The following is a 16186-nucleotide window of genomic DNA, read 5'->3' as shown; positions in this document are numbered from 1 at the left end:
GGTCGCGGTCGTCCTCGGGCGGCCGGTCACTGCTCGTTCCTCTCCTTGGCGGGGCGGATCTCCAGGGGCCGCACCCCGGCCGCCGCCCACCGGCGGCGGAGGTCGGCGACGGCCGGTGACGCCTGGGCGTCCAGCAGCGCGATGCCGCAGTCGCCGCCGCCCGCGCCCGAGGGCTTGGCCGCGGCGCCGACGGCCTCGGCCGCGTCGCACAGCGCCGTCAGTCCGGCCGTGAAGACGCCCAGTCCGGTCTCCTCGTCGAGGCGGGCCAGCGCTCGCCGGGCGCGCCGGATCTGGTCCAGCAGGTCCTGGTGGTTCCCGCGTTCCAGTGCGGTGATCGAGGCGCGCACGCAGTCGGTGGTGGTCGTCACGAACCTGCGGTGGGCCGGGCCGCCCCGCCAGGGTCGCCGCGGGTCGGGGCCGGCCAGGAGCGAGGCCGTGGAGGCCGGTGTTCCGGTCCAGCCGACCTCCAGGCCGAGGCCGGCCGGCGGCGGCAGCCGGCGCACCTCGAAGCCCGGCCAGGGCGCGCACAGCGCGCTCTCCACACCGCGCTGCCGGGCGAGTTCGAGCACCGCGGCCCGGTCGGGTGCCCGGTAGGCGATCCAGCCTCCCCAGGTACTGGCGGCGAGATCGCCTCCCGAGGCCGCGGCGTCGATGCCCGCCGTGGCGAGCAGGGCCAGCCGGAAGCGGGTGTCGAGCGTCAGTTCCAGGCGGCAGAAGGACGTCACGGCCGCGACGGTGGCCACCGTCACCGCGCCGCTCGAACCCAGGCCGAGCTTGGTGCCGTCGTCGTGCAGCCGGCTGCTGACCGAGATCTCCAACGCGGGTACCCGCAGGCCCCGTTCGGCCAGCAGCCGCCCCACGACCTCGATCGCCGACACCACGTGCGACAGCCCCGACCCGGCGCGCCGGTCGCCGTCGCCGCCGCAGACCGCCAGCCGGCCGTCCTGCCAGCGCCACCGCACCCGCCGCGCGCCCAGGTCGGAGGAGACGACGACGTCGGCCTCGCGGCAGGCGGAGACGGCCACGGTGACGTACCGGTCCACGGCCACCAGGACCGCCGGGGTGGCGGGCTCCAGGACCGCGTACTCGCCCGCGACGAACAGCTTGCCGGGCGCGCGCCGGACCACCGGTGGCCGACGGGTCCTCATCGGTCCTCGTCCAGCAGGCGGGCGCCCGGTCCGGGCCCGGCGATGTGGACCCGCGCTCCGGCCGCGGCCTCGCGCACGGCCGCGGCCACCCGGCCGGCGTCGGCGCGACGGCAGAGCACCTTGACGTTCGGCCCGGCGTCCATGGTGGCGAACGCCGCCGTGCCCTCGCGCCGCAGCCGCAGCACGCTGTCGAGCACGGTGAACGTGGCCGGCGACAGGTACCGCACCGCGGGCCGCGCGGCCAGCATGGCCGCGTGCATGCCGAAGGCGTTGCGCTCCGCGATCTCGCCCACCGCTTCGAGGTCGCCCCGGGCCAGCGCCGCGCGCAGGTCGACGAGGTCGGTCCCGCTGGAGGCGGCCCAGGACCGGTACAGCGGGGAGGTGTCGACGGTGCGGCGCATGGCCGCACGGCTGGACACGGCCTTGGGGCCCGCGTCGACCACCGCGACTACCAGCGCGGGGTCGAGCCCCTCCCCCACCGGCACCGGCGCGGCGTACGAGCTCTCGTCCGTGCCGGTCGCCGGGCCCGCGTGCCAGACCGCGAAGCCGCCGAAGACCGAGCGCGCCGCCGACCCGGATCCGCGCCGGGCCAGGCGCGACAGCGCGGTGGCGTCGAGGTCGAGCCCGTACGCGCCGGCGGCGGCCAGGGCGAGGGCGGCGAACCCGCTCGCGGACGAGGCCAGGCCGGCTCCGGTGGGGGCGGTGTTCGCGCTCTCCACCACGGCGCGCCGCCGGATCCCCGACCTGTCGCGCACCAACGCGAGGAACGCGCGGACGCGGTGCAGCGCCTCACCCTCGGCGGGCGCTCCGTCGAGCGTGACCGTGTCGTCCCCGTCCCCCGCGGCCAGGCGCACGCTCGTGGTCGTCGGGAAGATGTCCAGGGTCATCGACAGGCTGTCGGTCCAGGGGAGGACGAGCCGCTCGTCGCGCTTGCCCCAGTACTTGATCAGTGCGATGTTCGGATGCGCTTCGGCGACGGCGGCCCCGGTGGCGCTCCGCTCCGGCGACGGGGTGACCGTGTCCGGCCGGTCAGCAGGCATGGCCGCCGGAGCCTCTCAGTGGTACGGCCCAGGTCCGGACGGCACCGGAGTCGTGCAGCCGGCGGACGACCCGGCGCGCGTGCTCCGGCCGGGTGAAGGCGATCACGCAGCCGCCGAGGCCGCCCCCGGTGAGCTTGGCGCCGAGACTGCCGGCCGTGAGCGCCGCCTCGACCATGGCGTCGATCCTCGTGGTGCTGAGGCCGGCCGAGCTCAGCAGTCCGTGGTAGTCGGTGAGCCGGGCCCCGAACTCCTCCGGCACGCCGGCGGCGAGGGCGCGCCCGGCCTCGTCCGTGAGCCGCGACGCGCGGTCGACGAAGCTCTCCCGCGCTCCGGCACGGTGCCGGAACACCCCGGCCAGCAGCTCGACCGCGTCCTTGGTCCGGCCCACGACGCCGCTGTCCGCGACGACGACCAGGCCGTCGCAGCCGACGCTCAGCTCCTGCGCCCGGCCGTCCCGGAAGCGCAGCGGGGCCGAGGCGCCGACGGCCTGCGCGTCGACTCCGCTGGAGCGGCCGTGCGTTGCCGTCTCGGCGGCCTGCACCAGGCCGTTCACCACGTTCTCGGTGACCTCACCACCGAACAGGTCGACCAGGGCGAGGACCACCGCGCGGGCGTGGGCCGCGCTGGAGCCCAGCCCCCGGCCGGCCGGGATCGATCCGTCGAGGACCACGTCGAGGCGCAGGTCCTGGGGCACGCCCGTGGCCGCCCGGTACTCGGCGGCCAGTCGACGCAGTCCGTCCCAGGCCGAGCCCACGACGGGCGGCGGGGCGGATCCGGTCGCCGCGAAGGTCACGCCGTCGGGGTCGTCGGCGGCCCGGGAGGACCGTCCGGCGCTTGCCGTGACCGGCAGTTGAGGCACCGGCAGCGCGAGCGCCGGGGCGCCGTACACGACGGCGTGCTCCCCCAGCAGAACGACCTTGGCGTGCGCGCGGCCGACGCCGACCCGACGGGTCCGGTGCATTCCTGATGATCTCTCCGCCAGGGTCGGTGTCATGTCGTGTCCTTTCCGGACATCAGGTTCGGGTGTTCTCCGAATTCCGCGGGGTGCCGGTGCGCGTGGGCCTGGAAGGCGCACCCGTTCCGAGGGGGACGGAGGGGTGGGGAAAGGCCCGGAATGGCATGACCGGCACACACGGGGGGCGGTCACGCTGTTTTCGGGTGCGGCACCGGCCCGGGGGATCCGGCGGTTTCGCCCCCACTGCCAGTCGACCGCGTCCGGGGTCGGAACAGAAGCCGCGTCGACGACCTCGGTCGTGAACGTGTTGAACGCTCGCGCTTCCGTTCATGGACATTGTTCGTCGATCGACACCCCGCCACGGCCCTTGGGCCGCGCGTCCGCCCCGCCGGGAGGACGACCGGGAGGACCTCCGGGGCGGACCCTCAGAGCGCCTTCGCCCGGCTCACGGCCCGGGCGACCTCCAGGAGGTGTGCGGCGCGGCGGTGACGGGCGTGGGGGCGCAGGCCGGCCTGGAGCCGGCCCAGCGCGTGGTCGGCGCGGGTGGAGCGCAGCAGCGGGTAGTGCTGCAGGAAGGTGTCCCAGGCGGTGCCGGCCGCGTCGAGGTGGCCCATTCGGAGCAGGGTCTCCGCCCTTCGCGCCTGGGTGAGGGCGGTCAGCCTGTGGTCGTGGGACGGACGGTGCCGCGCGGAGCTCTCGAAGGCCAGCAGCGCCTGTGGGAGCTCGTTGAGCGCGAGGAGGATCTCGCCCCGCTGGTAGTGGAAGCCGGCCCGGGGGTAGGTGGCGAACGGCCCCTGGCCCTCGGGGCTCGGGGTGTGGTGGTGCTCGGCGTCGCCGAGGTCGCCCAGTGCCTCGCGGCGGCGGTCGCCGTGGGCGTGGGTGAGGGCGCGCTGGGCGAGCAGGAAGGCGCGGGTGGCGCCCGCGACGTGCGGGGCGGTGCGGACCGCGGCGTCGGCGAGGTCGGCCGCGACGTGCGGGTGCCCGCGCTCCAGGGCCTGGAGACTGAGGGCGCGCAGCGTGATGGCGCAGGTGCGGCGGTCGTGGGCGCGGTGGGCAAGGTCGAGGGCGGTCAGCAGGTAGCGCTGGGCCAGTGCGTGGCGGTCGGTGTCGGCGGTCATGTTGGCGAGCAGGTGGGTGAGTTGGGCGGTGTGGGTGAGGAGGTCGCGGCGCAGGGCCTCGCCGGCGGGCCGGGACAGGAGGACTGCCGCGTCCTCGCCGAGGTAGGCGACGAGGGCGGAACGCGCGTGGCCGCCGCCGTGGTGGTCCATCTGCCGGCCGAAGATCGCGATCATTTCCCTCAGGTGCCGTACGCCGGCGTTCCGCGGCTGAACGGCGTCGCCGGCCGCCTGGGCGGGGAAGTCGGTCGGGGTCGGCCACGCGGGTCGGGTCACGGCGAGCGGGACGTAGGGCATCCGGGTCAGTGCGGAGCGCGTGCCGGGAAGGACGTCGGCACGGGTCAGCGCGATCAGGCGCACGAGCGGATCGTCCACCGTGCTCGGTCCGGCCGCCGCCGCGGCCGGGCCCGGCTCGACGGCGTCCTGGGCGAGTCCGGTGTCCTCGGCCAGGACCGGGCGCCGCAGGCGGCGGGCGAGCACGATCGCGGCCAGTTGGGGAACGGGCGGGCGCGGGCGCGAGCCGCTCAGCCAGTGGGCGACCGAGGTCCGGTCGTAGCGCAGGTCCAGGCCCTGCGTCCGTCCTTCGGAGTTGATCGAGCCGGCCAGTTGGCCGGCGGTCCAGTCGGCCTCGAGCAGCATCTCCTTCAAATGCCGGTTCGGGGTGTTGCGTGCCATTGCCTCTCCAGGAGAGCAGGGGCCGGCGGCCGCCGGAGCGGTGGGCCGTGGGCGGCTGTGGAGTTGTGCCGCATCAGATACCTGGCGCGGAGGCTCGGCAAGACTCCTGCGCCGGTGGGTGTGTGAACGTGTTGAACGGCCCGGCCGCGGCGTACGGGCCGCGGGCCGGCGTCGGAGGGCCGTGGTATCGACTCCGGGTCCGCCCGGGAGTCAATCGTTTCCGGCCGATGATTTCACATCAGTTCGGGTACGGATCTTCAAACGTCGACACCCCGGGCTTTTCCGGCCGGGAGAGGCAATGGGCGCGGAAACCTCCACTTGAGGCTCCGCGACACCGACGCGGGTCGGAAAATCCGGCGAGCACTCGGAACTCACGGCAAGCTCCCCCTGATCGAGTGGTTTGACTTCTTCCGGCCCGCACGAAAGCCGAAGAAGTACGTAGTCGAACCATGCCTCGAAGGAGGAGGACCGTGAAGGCTCGTTGGATATTTCCGCTGCTCACGGCAGCCCTGACGCTCATGCAGGACCCCCCGATGAATCCATTCTGGCCCCCGGACCGGGAATCCGCACCGAAGGACGACGAGATCCTCGACGGCAAGTCCGCCGAACACTGCGGCAGCGTGTCGCCGGTTCCGCCGCAGAGCCCCGTCGCGAACGAGGACCTGACGGAGGAGTCCGACCACCGCCCGGCGTCGACGCCGGGACCGCAGGGACCGCCCGACGACGTCGAGGCCCCGGGCGCGGCGGAGTTCGGGGCGGCCGCCGGGGACGACCACCCGTAGGACGCTCTCGCCCCGGCACCGGGCCCGCGGGTGCGGACCCCGGCCGGTCCGGCCCGCCGCCCCGGCCCACGACAGGACCGCGGACGGGTCGCTCGCGCGTCCCGCCCCCCGCCGGGGGGCAGCGGCGTCCCACGCCGGGGGTCGGGACGGGCCGGGACGGGGGCGGCGACAGGGACGGGGAGGGCGGGCCGGGGGCGGGACGAGGGGGGACGCCCCCGCCGCTCTCCCCCGGCCGGTCCGGGGCGTCCCAGGGACGGGAAGTCCCTGGTGGGACGGGTGGCGCGGCGCCGAGCATGGGCCGTGTCCGAGTCACGGACCGCAGACCCGGGGGCGTCCCGCCGGGGCGGCCCGTGACCGCTTACCGAGATGGGGGAGCCTTCCATGATCAAGAACGTGTTCCGGCGCGGAGCCGTCACCCTCGGCGCCGTCGCCGTCGCCGTCACCTCGCTCGCCGGCGTCGCCCACGCCGACCGGGGCGTCCCGTACGTCAAGCCCGGCCAGCACAGCTCCGCGGTCTCCTGCGTGCAGCAGGGCCTGCGCAACGCGGGGTACAACATCGAGGTCGACGGCCAGTACGGCAACGCGACCTACGCGGCACTGACCGACTTCCAGCACAACCGGGGCCTCTCGGCGGACGGCGTCGTCGGTCCGAAGACCGGTGACGCCCTCTACTACGGCTACCTCAAGCCCTCGGGCAACCTGGTCCAGATCGAGTTCTGCCCCACGGTCATCCCCACCACCTACTGATCCGCGGCCCGGACCGGTCGTCCGGACGACCACTCTGACGACCGCTCCGGGCGACCCGCCCGAACCGACCGACCGCCCGTCCACCGGATCCGGTCGGCCGCACCGCTGCCCTCGTGCCGTCCCAGCAGGCGCGGGGGCAGCGGTGCTCCGCCGGGCCCCGCGCCTCCCACCCCTCCCGCTCCCCTTCCGAAGGAACAGGTAGCCCTCGACATGACCACCGACCCCACCCCCTTCCACCCCGGGCGCCGCTCGGTGCTCACCGGCGCCTTCGCGCTCGGCACCGGCGCGCTGCTCTCCGCCGCGCTCCCCGCCGGGGCGGCACGCGCCGCCACCGGCCCGGCGATCGCCTCCACGGCCGTCTGGGGCGCCCGCCCCGCGTCCGGCCCGCTCAACATCCTGCCCGGCGCGCCGGACAAGGTGATCGTGCACCACACCGCGACCGCCAACGTCACCGACTACTCGCAGTCCGCCGCGTTCTCGCTGGCCAGGTCGATGCAGACCTACCAGATGGACAGCGAGGGCTGGATCGACACCGGCCAGCACTTCACCGTCAGCCGCGGCGCGTACATCACGGAGGGCCGGCACAACAGCCTGTCCACCCTGACCGGCGGCACCCAGCACGTGGAGTCCGCCCACTGCACGGGGCAGAACACGGTGGCGATCGGCATCGAGAACGAGGGCACCTACAGCACCGTCGACCCGCGCAGCGAGCAGTACGCGGCGCTGGTCACCCTCATCACCCACATCTGCCGCCAGTACGGGCTGCGGGCCTACCAGATCTACGGGCACCGCGACTTCAACACCACCGAGTGCCCCGGCGACCGCCTGTACGCGCTGATTCCGCAGCTGCGCCGCGACGTGGCCGCCCGGATCGGCGGGGACCCGACCGGCCCGGTGTGGCCGGTACTGAGCAGCGGCGCCTCGGGCGAGCGGGTGAAGACCCTGCAGTACCTGCTGGTGCAGCGGGGCGCCTCGCTGACCGTGGACGGCTCGTTCGGTCCCGCCACCCGCAGCGCCGTCACGGCCTTCCAGAACACGGTGCACTCCTCGGCGGACGGCGTCGCGGGCAACCAGACGTGGAGCCAGGCGGTCGCGCCGCTGGCGCGCGGGGCCTCGGGCAGCGCGGTGACCGCCGTGCAGAGCCAACTGGTCGCGCACGGCATCACGGTGGCGGTCGACGGCGCCTTCGGCCCCGGCACGCAGTCCGGGGTGGCGTCCTTCCAGAGCTCGGCCTCGCTGCCCGCCGACGGCGTGGTCGACGCCCGGACCTGGAGCCGGCTGGTCGCCTGACCCCGGACATCCGAGGCCCGAGGCCGTACGGCTCCGGCGCCGCCCGCGGTCGAGGTCACCGCGGGCGGCGCCGCCGCGCGTCGTACCGGGAGCGGCGCCCTGTCGGACGGCACGTCATGCCGCGCGCACCGCAGGAGCCATGACGTTGCGTCTGCCACGAAAGGTCGGCCCCGGCCGTCGTGGGACGTCCCCGGATCGCCGGGGACCGTGGTGGGACGCCGGTACCCGGCCCGAGAGTGGGCGGCACCGCCTGATCGTCCGACAGGCGCACCGGAAGGGATGACCGTGAAACACATCGCAGCCCTGCGCGGCCTCGCCGCGGCCGTGCTCGCACTCGTGGCCTTCGCCCTGTTGCCCGCACAGGCGCAGGCCGTCGACTCGACCACCTGGATCCAGCGCAATCTGGTCGGGATCGGCTATCTGGCGAGCGGCGGCGTCGACGGCGACTACGGCCCGGCCACCACCGCCGCCGTCCGCGGCTTCCAGCGCGACAACGGGCTCGACGAGGACGGCGCGTACGGACCCAGGACCGAACTCGCCCTCCACAACAAGGTCGCCGAGGTCCAGCGCGCGGCCGGCTCCGGCGCCGACGGGGCCTACGGCGCGGGCACGACCTCCTCCGTCGCCGCCTGGCAGCGGGCGCACGGGCTCGGCTCGGACGGCATCGCCGGCCCCGCGACCATGAACGCGATGGGGGTCGCCCGGACGGTGCGGATCACCGCGCAGTGGAAGTTCCCCGCCCTCGGCTGGAGCGTGAGCGGGCAGTTCGGCTGCCTGGAGCAGATCTACACCCACGAGAGCGGCTGGAAGGTCTACGCGACCAACCCCTCCTCCGGCGCGTACGGGATACCGCAGGCGCTGCCCGCCACCAAGATGGCGTCCGCCGGGTCCGACTGGCAGACCAACCCGGCCACCCAGCTCGGCTGGGGCCTGAACTACATCAAGTCGCGCTACGGCGACCCGTGCTCGGCGTGGAGCTTCTGGCAGTCCCACAACTGGTACTGATCGGCACGAGGGCAGGGCCCCACCCCGGACGGGGGTGGGGCCCTGCCCTCGTCGTGCCTGCTACGCGCCGCCGCCGGGAAGGGTGCCGCGGCGCAGCTCCCGTCCCTGGGCGACGGACCGCGCCAGACCCGCCGTCAGGGCCAGTGCCAGCACGGTCAGCGACCACAGCGCCATCTGCCGGCGGTCCTGCGAGGCGGCGTCCCCGTCGCCGGGCGCACCGGAGTGCCCGGTGGTGGCCGGCGCGGCGGCCGCCGTGCGGCAGGCCTCCGCCCGGGTCCACAGCTCCAGCAGGCGCCGTTCGTCGGCCTGGCAGACGGCGGCGATCCGCTCGACGGCGTCACGCGGCGGGAACTGCTTGCCGTTCACCCACCGCTCCCACGAGGACTTCGCGTAGTGGGTGTGCTCGCTGATCCGGGCGTAGGTCAGACCGGACGCGGACTTCAGTGACCGGAGCTCCTCGGAGAGCCGGTCGGCGGGGTCCTTCGACGCGCCGCCGGACAGAAGAACGTGGTCCATCATGTGTTTCCCCCTGGTCGTTCCGTTGTGCGATCGAGGACGCGCGACGGAGCCGGGTGCCGTGCCGCACTCCCGCCGGCCGGTCCCCACGGGCCGTACCGGTCTCCCGGCGGCCGAGCCCCCCGCCCCCGCGGTGCGCCCTCCCGCGGCACGGCCCACCCCGGGTCGCGTGCTGCGGCTCCGTCCACTGTCCGACATCCCCGGGACGAAGATCCACGATCTTGCGGATGTTGGGACGGGTACGACGTACCCCACCGCCCTGAGCTGCGGTTTGAGACACCGGGACCACGCAGGTTGAGACAGCCCGGGGCCCCGGACCGGCACGGTGGGACGCCGTCGCCGCCCGCGCTTCGGAGCCGGCGCGCAGCCCGTCCGACCAGGCGCGACGGCTCCGCCTCCGTCCCCGGCCGGCGCGCACCCGAGGGAGGGCGTCCCAGGGACGCGAAACCTTCGCGGGACGGCTCCGGGGCTTCCTAGTGTCGGCTGCCGACGGTCGTTGCGGCCGTCCTCACCCACCTCTCCAGGAGCCACGCCATGTCCGTGTTCCCGCTCGTCAAGCGCGCCGCCGTCGTGACGGCCACCGCCGCCGTCGCCGTCACCGTCCTGGCGGGCACCGCCAGCGCGCGGCCCTCCGCCGGCGAGATCGCCTACGGCGACCGCGGCACCGGCGTCAAGTGCGTGCAGCTCGCGCTGAACGCCTCCCTGCACTCCGGCCTCCAGACCGACGGCATCTGGGGTGCCCGCACCGAGAGCGCCGTGCGCCAGTTCCAGAAGGCCAACCACCTCGACGCGGACGGGGTGGTCGGCGTCCAGACCGGCTCCCAGCTGCTGGAGGTGATCGTCCACCACGAGCACGACTGGGGCAACACCTGCTGGGAGAACCTGCCGACCTGGTAGTCCGGCCCGTTCCCGGGGCCGTCCGCCGACGGCCCCGCCTCCTCCCTTCGCCCTCTCCTCCCCCTCCCCTCCTCGCCTCCTCTCCTCGTCCCCTCAGCAGAAGTGAGAACGTCCGTGAAGCGCTTCCCGGCCGTAGCGGCCGCGGTCTTCGCCGCCCTCCTGGCAGCCGTGCTGTCCGTCCCCGCCGCCCACGCCGCGAGCTGGCCCGTCGTCCGCAGCGGCGACCAGGGCGCCAAGGTGTCCACCGTCCAGTACCTGCTGAACGCCCGTGGTTACGCGACCGGCGCCGACGGCGCGTTCGGCCCCGCGACCGAGGCCAAGGTCAAGAGCTTCCAGAGCGCCAACGGCCTCAGCCCGGTGGACGGCATCGTCGGCGGCGCCACCTGGCCGAAGCTGATCGTCACCGTCCGCCAGGGCGACAACGGCGACGCCGTCAAGGCGCTCCAGGTCCAGCTGAACGCCCGCGGCGCCAGCCTCGCCGTCGACGGCGCCTTCGGAGCCGGCACCGACTCCTCCGTCCGCGGCTTCCAGCAGTCCGCCGGCCTGAGCCCGGTGGACGGCATCGTCGGCCCCGCCACCTGGTCCGCCCTGGTCTCCGGCAGTGGCGGCAGCACCGGCGGCGGCAACGGCGGCGACCTGCTCAGCCAGTCCCAGGCAGCCTCGCTGCTCTCCTCCGCGGGCATCACCTGGTCCTCCTCCGGCAACTGCTCCAACCGCAACAGCAGCAGCTGCACCTCCTTCGACGGCCTGCGCCGCGCCTCGGCGGACGGCGCCGTCGCGCTCAAGCACGCCGTGGGCGGCTGCGGCCTGACCATCACCGGAGGCACCGAGACCGGCCACGCCGCCGGCACCTACAGCCACGCCAACGGCTACAAGCTGGACTTCGCCATGGCCGGCTGCCTCACCAGCCACATCACCGGCAACTTCACCTACAGCGGGATCCGCGGCGACGGCGCCACCCTCTACACCTCCTCGTCGGGCAACGTCTACGCCAACGAGGGCAGCCACTGGGACGTGACCTTCACCGGCTGACGGCCCACCCGGCACGAGCACACACCCCGAGGGGCACCGGACGCGTCCGGTGCCCCTCGGGGCCGTTCGGTTCACGGGCCCGGGGCAGGGACCGGAAGCGGAGCCCGTGGCGCCTCAGTCCGCCAGCCAGTGCAGCTCGTGCGCCAGGGTCCTGGCGACGGCGCGGACGCGGCGGTGCAGCGGCGACTGCTCGCGCGGGAGGACCAGATGGATCGTCAGGCCGGGCGCGCCCCGCAGCGGTCGCCAGGTGAGACCGGTCGGCTGTGCCGCCACCGAGGCTTCTCCGGCCGGGGCGAGGGTGACCCCGTCGCGCAGGTCGCGCTGCGACAGGTCGAAGGCGACCGCGGGCGTGCGGAACCGCGGGTGCGGCCGGACCTCCCGGAACAGTGCGGACAGCTGGTCGTGGACCACGGGATTGGCCGCGCGGTCCGGGAGCCGCAGCGGATACGCGGCCGCGTCGGCGATCTCGATCTCCGGGTGTCCGGCCAGCGGATGGTGCCGCGCCAGCTGGACCCCGACGCGCGTACGCCGCAGCAACAACCGCCGCACGCCGCGGCCCGGTTGTTCACCGCGGGTGATCCCGGCATCGATGCGGCCGTCGGCGACCGCGGGGGAGATCTCCGGTGTCGCCATCGGGACCGCGCCGACGTCGAGTCCGCCGTGGTCGCGCATCAGCCTGTCCACCAGGGCCGGTGTCGTCCCGGCCCCGGTGCTGAGGCTGTATCCGATGCGCAGCGTGCCCAGTTCGCCGTTCGCCGCGCTCCGGGCGGTGCCCCAGGCCCGGTCCAGCGCCGCCAGCGCGGGCGGGGCGGACTCCGCCAGGGCCGCACCGGCCGCGGTCAGTACGACGCTGCGCGTGTTGCGGACCAGCAGGGCCGTACCGAGTTCCGCCTCCAGCCGGCGCATCCGGGCGCTGAGCGCGGGCTGTGCGACACCGATCCGCGCGGCGGCGCGGGTGAAGTTCAACTCCTGGGCCAGCACCAGGAAGTAGCGCAGGCTCACGGTGTCCGGCGCCACGTCGCCCCCCGCCGATTGATAGCGATCCGTTCTGACCCTATCCCGAACCGGTCTTTCCCTCGGCTGCGTGTCGGGCCCTAGCCTGCGCATACGACGGTTCCGTCGACCGCGGTACCCGTCGTCGGGATCGATCGATTCACGTGTCTGTTCACGTGTCTGTTCAAGTGTCGATCCGACGGTGGACGTGTTCTGCCGACTACGGAGGTTTCCATGGCCAAGGGCTACTGGGTCAGTGTCTACCCCGCCGTTCCCGACCCTGCGGAACTGGCTGCCTACGACGAGCTGGCCGGTCCGGCCGTCCGGGCCGCGGGCGGGCGGGTCCTGTCCAGCGGCGGTCGGATCGTCGCCCACGAGGCCGGAATCACGCGACGCGCCGTTCTGATCGAGTTCGACAGCTTCGAACTGGCCGTCGCGGCCTACGAGAGCGAGGCGTACCAGCGGGCGATGCTGGCCCTCCCCGACGGCTTCGAGCGCGACTTCCGCATCGTCGAAGGCGTCGCCTGACCGACGGGCCCGACCGTCGCCGGACATCGGACGGTGGCCGGCCCGCGGGGTGGGGGCCTCCGTGGTCCCACCGGTCGTCCGTCAGTCGACGCGGAAGCGCAGCGAGGGCGAGCCGTAGTAGAAGGGCGAGGTCGCGATCAGCGGGTCGTGGGTCTGCCGGTCGGCCCGGGCCCACTCCTTGAGGCCCAGGTGCATGCCGTCGGCCGTGAGGATCCCGGCCCGGCCGTCCCCGGTCCGGTTCAGGGTCCAGACCTGCAGGGCGTTCCCGTCGCAGACCGCCTGGCGGACGGGGGCGCCGTCGGCGGTCGTTCCGGTGTGGGTCAGGCAGAGCCCGGAGCGCGCGTTGCGCACCGCTATCTGCCTGCTCCGCCCCGGTACGGGGATCAGGTCCCAGGACTGCGCGGGCCTTCCCGTGCAGGGTGCCTCGTGGGGCTGGGCCTCCGCGGCGGCGTCGATGTCCATGCAGAGCCCGGTGGAGTCGATGCGCAGCCGGGTGCGGTCGATCGGCGGCACGGCCGACGAGGGCCTGGCCGTCGAGGTGGTGGGGGACGCGGTCATGGGGGCCGCGGTGGTGGGGCGCGCGGTGGTGGGCGACGGGACGGGGTCCGGTGCCGCGGCGGCGGTTCCCGACGGGGTCCCGGTCGAGGAGGGTCGGGCGGCCGCCCTGCCGCCGTCCTCGTGCGACTGCACGTACACGGCGGTGGTGAGGGCCCCGGCGGCCACAACGACGGCACTGGTGACCGCGATCCACTGGGGCACACCGAGAAGGCCGGCCGCCGGGGCGCCGGCGGCGGGAGCGGCGGCGGTCGGGACGGCGGCGGTCGGGACGGAGGCCGGCACGGCCTGCCAGGCGAGCGCTGCCGCTCCGCTTCCCGGGGCGAGCGGCAGCAGGAGGGGCAGTGCGGCGCGCAGGCGGCTGTTGAGGTCCTTGATGTCCTCGAGGGCGAGCCGGCACGGGGCGCAGCCGCTCAGGTGGTTCGCCAGAGCCCGGTCGGACTTCCGGTCGGTCCGCCGGTCCGAGCGGCGTACGGCCCTGGCCAGTTGCGCGCTGTGGTGGTCGCATTCCGGGGACCGGCCCGGGCGGCCCGCGTGGGCCGTCAGGTAGGCCTCGCGGAGGCCTTCGCGGGCGCGTTCGGCCAGCGACCAGACCCCGCTCGCGCTCAGTCCCAGCGCCGAGCCGGCGTGGCGGGCGTCGCGGCCCTCCACGACCGTGTGCCACAGCACTTGCTGCCAGCGTTCGGGCAGGGAGTGGAAGGTCCGCGCGATCAGTGCGTCGTTCTCGCGCCGCAGGACGGTCTGCTCGCCGCTCGCGGCCGTCGGAAGAGCGGCGGTGAGGTGTTCGACGTCGTCGGTGGGCTGTGCCCGTCGCCGCTCGGCCGCCCAGTCGGCGACCAGGTGGCGGACGACGGTGACGAGGTAGGGGCGCCACGGACCGGTCGGGCCCGCCCCGGCGAGCAGCGCGCTCAGGGTCCGGGTGAACGCCTCGGCGGTGATGTCCTCCGCGGTGTGCGGATCCCGCGTGCAGGCGCGGGCGTGGGCCAGGACCGCCGCGCGGTGACGGTCGTACAGTTCGGCGGTCGCCCGCTCGTTGCCGTCGCGGACCAGGGGGGTCAGTTCCTGGTCGGTCAGGTCGGTGAGCGGGGTGGCGTCGCCGTCCGCGGTGCTCCCGGCGGACGGACGGCCGCCGTACGGCTGTTCGGCAGCCGCCTGCTCGCCGCCGGTCCCGGGCTGTGGGCCGTGGTGCGCCTGCATGCTGCTCCGTTCGTTGGCGGCCGGGCCGGGAGGTGTCCCCGGCGGCGGACCGTCGTGTCTCCCACCGGGGTCCTCGTCGTGAGGTCGAGGTGCGCGGTCGCCCGGCCGGCCGCCTCCCGGTGTCGTGCCGACGGCCGGCCGGGCGGTGGTCCGTCAGCGCCGCGCGCGTGCCCGGCGGCCGCCGCCCCGGTTGCGGCGTCGGAGGAGCAACGCCCCGGTGGCGACCAGTGTGGCCCCGGCCGCGGTGGTCAGGGCAAGGGCGATGCCGTTCCCGCCGGTGTGGGCGAGGTCCTTGTCGTGGTCGGCGCCGGGGTCGGCCTCGGGGTCGTTGGAGCGGGTGGCCGCGGGGGGCGTGACGGGGCCGGTCGGCCGGCCTCCCCCGCCGGCGGTGGGCGGGGACGGCATCGCGGGAGTGGTGGCCCCACCTCCTCGGGGGGCCGGGGCAGAGGCGGGCGGGACAGAGGCGGTCGGGGCGGAACCGGTCGGATCGGCCGGGGCGGAAGCGGTCGGATCGGCCGGGGCGCCCGTCGGGTCGTCGCCGTCCGCCGGCTCGTCCGCACCGTCCGCACCGTCCGGGTCCGGCACGGGGGTCGCCGGGGCGGAGGCGGCGGGGTTCTCGGGCGACACCACCACGGCGGGCGCGGTGCCGGCCCCGGCGGGCGGGGTGACGCCGTTGACGGTGACGGTCACGGTGGCGCTGTCCGCGTCCACCGCACCGACGGTCACGGTCAGCTTCGCGGCCGCGTCGTGGAGGGTGGTGACCGCGCCGTCGCGGTCACCCGCGGACGGCGAGAGCGGGTCGGCGCTCCGGTAGGAGTCGCCGGACACCCGGTAGGCGTAGACACCGTTCAGCCGGCCGTCCAGGGATCCTTCCGGGCGGCGGTACTCCAGGACCAGCCGGTCGTGGCCCAGCGGCACCTCCAGGGCGCGGACGCCCTTCTGACCGCCGTACAGGGGACGCAGGACGAAGGTGCCGGAGGCGGTCACCCGCTGGTGCTCCCCGGCCGCGAGCCATCCGGCGTGGATGAGCTGGGTGGCCGACAGGCCCGGGCCGGCGCCGCCACCGCCCATGGGCGACTTCCGCCCCATCTCCGCGGGGCCGCCGCAGGCACCCAGGTCGCCGCCCGGGCAGACCCGGCGCGGCTGGTGCGGCAGACCGAGGTTGTGGCCGAACTCGTGGGCGAGGGCCGCCGGCGTCGGACCGCCCTTGCCGGCCTTCAGCCAGCTGACCGGGCCGCCGACCTGCGCCAGCCCGGCCCAGCCGCAGGGCACCCGGGGCAGGACGATGGACAGGCTGTCGTAGTCCTTGCCCTTCGTCAGCCCCCGCTGCGGCAGCTGGCGTTCGATCTCCTGACGGGCCGCACGCGGGTCGCAGTTCGCGTGCCACGGCAGCGTCAGGGGCCCGAGGACCTTGTCCGGGACGGCGGGGACGTAGCTGAGGCGGCCCCGGGAGACGGCGCGGTAGTAGCTCTGCAACGAGCCCTCCGCCCCGAAGTACCGCTGCGCGATGCCCGCCCTGTCGGTTCCGGCATCGGCGTGGTGCTGGTCCTCGAAGTCCGCCAGGACCACCAGGACGCGGTTGTTGCGGGTCTCGTCCGCCGCGGCCGGTACGGCGCCCGTCCCGGCGACGGCGGCCAGTACGGCGAAGGACGCTGCCCCGGCCGCGGCCCGGGCGATGGTGAACTGCATGGTGCTCTGCGCTCCTGCGTCG

General features: G+C 75.0%; 15 protein-coding genes and 1 pseudogene. 8 read left to right on the top strand and 8 right to left on the bottom strand.

Annotated features, from left to right (window positions below; translation table 11 throughout):
• Positions 1–26 precede the first annotated feature (26 nt).
• The 4 genes from ACW14Y_RS37855 to ACW14Y_RS37840 form a co-directional block, all read right to left on the bottom strand.
• A complete protein-coding gene (locus ACW14Y_RS37855) occupies positions 27–1148 on the bottom strand; it encodes a phosphomevalonate kinase (RefSeq protein ID WP_456985045.1) in 1122 nt (373 codons plus the stop codon).
• Entirely contained in the window at positions 1145–2188 is a 1044-nt protein-coding gene (gene mvaD, locus ACW14Y_RS37850) for a diphosphomevalonate decarboxylase (protein ID WP_456985044.1), read from the bottom strand. The genes ACW14Y_RS37855 and mvaD overlap by 4 nt, the downstream gene beginning before the upstream one ends.
• Entirely contained in the window at positions 2178–3149 is a 972-nt protein-coding gene (gene mvk, locus ACW14Y_RS37845; RefSeq protein ID WP_456985043.1) for a mevalonate kinase, read from the bottom strand. Before mvk ends, mvaD begins: the two co-directional genes overlap by 11 nt.
• Positions 3150–3568: 419 nt before the next feature.
• A complete protein-coding gene (locus tag ACW14Y_RS37840) occupies positions 3569–4933 on the bottom strand; it encodes a tetratricopeptide repeat protein (protein WP_456985042.1) in 1365 nt (454 codons plus the stop codon).
• Between the two features lie 533 nt (positions 4934–5466).
• On the opposite strand from ACW14Y_RS37840, the gene ACW14Y_RS37835 reads away from it, so the two are divergent.
• The 4 genes from ACW14Y_RS37835 to ACW14Y_RS37820 all read left to right on the top strand — a co-directional run bounded on the left by ACW14Y_RS37835 (position 5467) and on the right by ACW14Y_RS37820 (position 8757).
• Positions 5467–5715, top strand: coding sequence for a hypothetical protein (locus ACW14Y_RS37835; RefSeq protein WP_456985041.1), 249 nt, complete (start codon positions 5467–5469; stop codon positions 5713–5715).
• Between the two features lie 381 nt (positions 5716–6096).
• Positions 6097–6462, top strand: coding sequence for a peptidoglycan-binding domain-containing protein (locus ACW14Y_RS37830; protein ID WP_456985040.1), 366 nt, complete (start codon positions 6097–6099; stop codon positions 6460–6462).
• A gap of 210 nt (positions 6463–6672) precedes the next feature.
• Entirely contained in the window at positions 6673–7752 is a 1080-nt protein-coding gene (locus ACW14Y_RS37825) for a peptidoglycan recognition protein family protein (RefSeq protein WP_456985039.1), read from the top strand.
• Between the two features lie 285 nt (positions 7753–8037).
• Positions 8038–8757: a peptidoglycan-binding domain-containing protein gene (locus ACW14Y_RS37820; RefSeq protein ID WP_380307896.1), complete on the top strand. Its 720-nt coding sequence runs from the start codon at positions 8038–8040 to the stop codon at positions 8755–8757.
• A gap of 60 nt (positions 8758–8817) precedes the next feature.
• Here ACW14Y_RS37820 and ACW14Y_RS37815 read toward each other — a convergent pair whose 3' ends face one another.
• Entirely contained in the window at positions 8818–9273 is a 456-nt protein-coding gene (locus tag ACW14Y_RS37815; protein ID WP_456985038.1) for a helix-turn-helix domain-containing protein, read from the bottom strand.
• 534 nt (positions 9274–9807) lie between these two features.
• Between ACW14Y_RS37815 and ACW14Y_RS37810 the strand changes: the two genes are divergently transcribed.
• From ACW14Y_RS37810 to ACW14Y_RS37800, 3 genes and pseudogenes are all read left to right on the top strand, one after another.
• Positions 9808–10170, top strand: coding sequence for a peptidoglycan-binding domain-containing protein (locus ACW14Y_RS37810; protein WP_380307892.1), 363 nt, complete (start codon positions 9808–9810; stop codon positions 10168–10170).
• A gap of 102 nt (positions 10171–10272) precedes the next feature.
• A pseudogene (locus ACW14Y_RS37805) lies at positions 10273–10749 on the top strand (peptidoglycan-binding domain-containing protein); the annotation flags it as partial.
• A 9-nt stretch (positions 10750–10758) separates the two neighbouring features.
• Complete coding sequence (locus tag ACW14Y_RS37800; RefSeq protein WP_380307900.1) at positions 10759–11202, top strand: hypothetical protein; 444 nt, start codon at positions 10759–10761, stop codon at positions 11200–11202.
• 114 nt (positions 11203–11316) lie between these two features.
• Here ACW14Y_RS37800 and ACW14Y_RS37795 read toward each other — a convergent pair whose 3' ends face one another.
• The gene (locus ACW14Y_RS37795) at positions 11317–12219 is read right to left on the bottom strand and encodes a LysR family transcriptional regulator (protein WP_456985037.1); all 903 of its coding nucleotides are present in this window, start codon (positions 12217–12219) and stop codon (positions 11317–11319) included.
• 210 nt (positions 12220–12429) lie between these two features.
• On the opposite strand from ACW14Y_RS37795, the gene ACW14Y_RS37790 reads away from it, so the two are divergent.
• Entirely contained in the window at positions 12430–12723 is a 294-nt protein-coding gene (locus tag ACW14Y_RS37790) for a DUF1330 domain-containing protein (RefSeq protein WP_380441105.1), read from the top strand.
• 81 nt (positions 12724–12804) lie between these two features.
• On the opposite strand, the gene ACW14Y_RS37785 is transcribed toward ACW14Y_RS37790, so the two are convergent.
• Together ACW14Y_RS37785 and ACW14Y_RS37780 are read right to left on the bottom strand one after the other, a co-directional pair.
• On the bottom strand, positions 12805–14475 hold the full coding sequence (locus ACW14Y_RS37785; protein WP_456985036.1) for a sigma-70 family RNA polymerase sigma factor: 1671 nt from the start codon (positions 14473–14475) through the stop codon (positions 12805–12807).
• A gap of 153 nt (positions 14476–14628) precedes the next feature.
• Positions 14629–16164: a hypothetical protein gene (locus tag ACW14Y_RS37780; protein WP_456985035.1), complete on the bottom strand. Its 1536-nt coding sequence runs from the start codon at positions 16162–16164 to the stop codon at positions 14629–14631.
• Positions 16165–16186: the final 22 nt, after the last annotated feature.

The organism is Kitasatospora sp. cg17-2, from assembly GCF_054031055.1.
The sequence above is the reverse complement of the archived record's forward strand: the minus strand, read 5'-3'. Positions and strand labels throughout refer to the sequence as shown.

Coding starts and splice junctions, on each gene's coding strand:
- ACW14Y_RS37810 (WP_380307892.1), top strand. CDS start 9,808: ATGTCCGTGTTCCCGCTCGTCAAGCGCGCCGCCGTCGTGACGGCCACC.
- ACW14Y_RS37835 (WP_456985041.1), top strand. CDS start 5,467: ATGAATCCATTCTGGCCCCCGGACCGGGAATCCGCACCGAAGGACGAC.
- ACW14Y_RS37830 (WP_456985040.1), top strand. CDS start 6,097: ATGATCAAGAACGTGTTCCGGCGCGGAGCCGTCACCCTCGGCGCCGTC.
- ACW14Y_RS37790 (WP_380441105.1), top strand. CDS start 12,430: ATGGCCAAGGGCTACTGGGTCAGTGTCTACCCCGCCGTTCCCGACCCT.
- ACW14Y_RS37815 (WP_456985038.1), bottom strand. CDS start 9,273: ATGGACCACGTTCTTCTGTCCGGCGGCGCGTCGAAGGACCCCGCCGAC.
- ACW14Y_RS37855 (WP_456985045.1), bottom strand. CDS start 1,148: ATGAGGACCCGTCGGCCACCGGTGGTCCGGCGCGCGCCCGGCAAGCTG.
- ACW14Y_RS37825 (WP_456985039.1), top strand. CDS start 6,673: ATGACCACCGACCCCACCCCCTTCCACCCCGGGCGCCGCTCGGTGCTC.
- ACW14Y_RS37785 (WP_456985036.1), bottom strand. CDS start 14,475: ATGCAGGCGCACCACGGCCCACAGCCCGGGACCGGCGGCGAGCAGGCG.
- ACW14Y_RS37780 (WP_456985035.1), bottom strand. CDS start 16,164: ATGCAGTTCACCATCGCCCGGGCCGCGGCCGGGGCAGCGTCCTTCGCC.
- ACW14Y_RS37840 (WP_456985042.1), bottom strand. CDS start 4,933: ATGGCACGCAACACCCCGAACCGGCATTTGAAGGAGATGCTGCTCGAG.
- mvk (WP_456985043.1), bottom strand. CDS start 3,149: ATGCACCGGACCCGTCGGGTCGGCGTCGGCCGCGCGCACGCCAAGGTC.
- mvaD (WP_456985044.1), bottom strand. CDS start 2,188: ATGCCTGCTGACCGGCCGGACACGGTCACCCCGTCGCCGGAGCGGAGC.